1 pseudogene is annotated in these 768 nt (G+C 41.5%); it reads left to right on the forward strand.

The window, feature by feature from the left end:
- A pseudogene (locus PSI23_RS23525) lies at positions 1–462 on the forward strand (hypothetical protein); the annotation flags it as partial.
- Positions 463–768: the final 306 nt, after the last annotated feature.

Raw genomic sequence — 768 nt, forward strand, 5'->3', positions numbered from 1 at the left:
CGCGTATCATTTAGCGACGCGCAAACTTTGCGACTGTCATTTAGTCAGGTGCAAAAAGAAAAGGATAGCACGGCGAATGCTACCCTTTGGCGTAAAGCACATTTGCTTTACAGGTTAAATCAATTAGTTATCTGCACCCTTTTAAGAGGGGCAGTTAGGCTACCCTCTTTAAGAGGTTTGGTTAATTATTGCTCAGATGATGCTTTGGCTTTGCGTTTTTCTGATTTGAGTTTCCGTTCGCAGGCATCAATAACCCATGCAGAAAAATTAGCACTTGAGTTAGAAGGCTTACTTGCCTCCACACTATCGTTTATTTCTTCGATTAGTTCATGGGGGAAACGAATTCCTTTGTACCCTGATTTGTTGTTCTTATGCCCTGTTGCCATACGCCTCATCTCAAAAAAGTGTTTTAACACTTATAAAGATACACCATTGAACAAAATTTCGAAAGTGTTTAAATAAATTCCTCTTGACGTGTTTAAATATTATGGCGTAATGTATTTAAACACCTTCATTGATATGAGGGTAAAAATAGCAACGCCCCGAAGTGCGGCAAACACTATCGAGGCGTCTAACCACAACGTAATGGAGTCTTACGCTATGGATACACCACAGCATAACCAAACTCACCTTAAATTTACATTCCTAATTGCATCTGGCACTCAGCGGCTGGTGGATATTCACCCTGTACGCCTCATTACTGTTCTGGCAGACAGTGAAGGTGAAGCCCGTCTACTGGCTGGCATGTCCTCTCTGATATTTGTTTCC

The sequence above is a fragment of the Xenorhabdus yunnanensis genome (genome assembly GCF_028598805.1).
Classification (GTDB): Bacteria; Pseudomonadota; Gammaproteobacteria; order Enterobacterales; family Enterobacteriaceae; genus Xenorhabdus; species Xenorhabdus yunnanensis.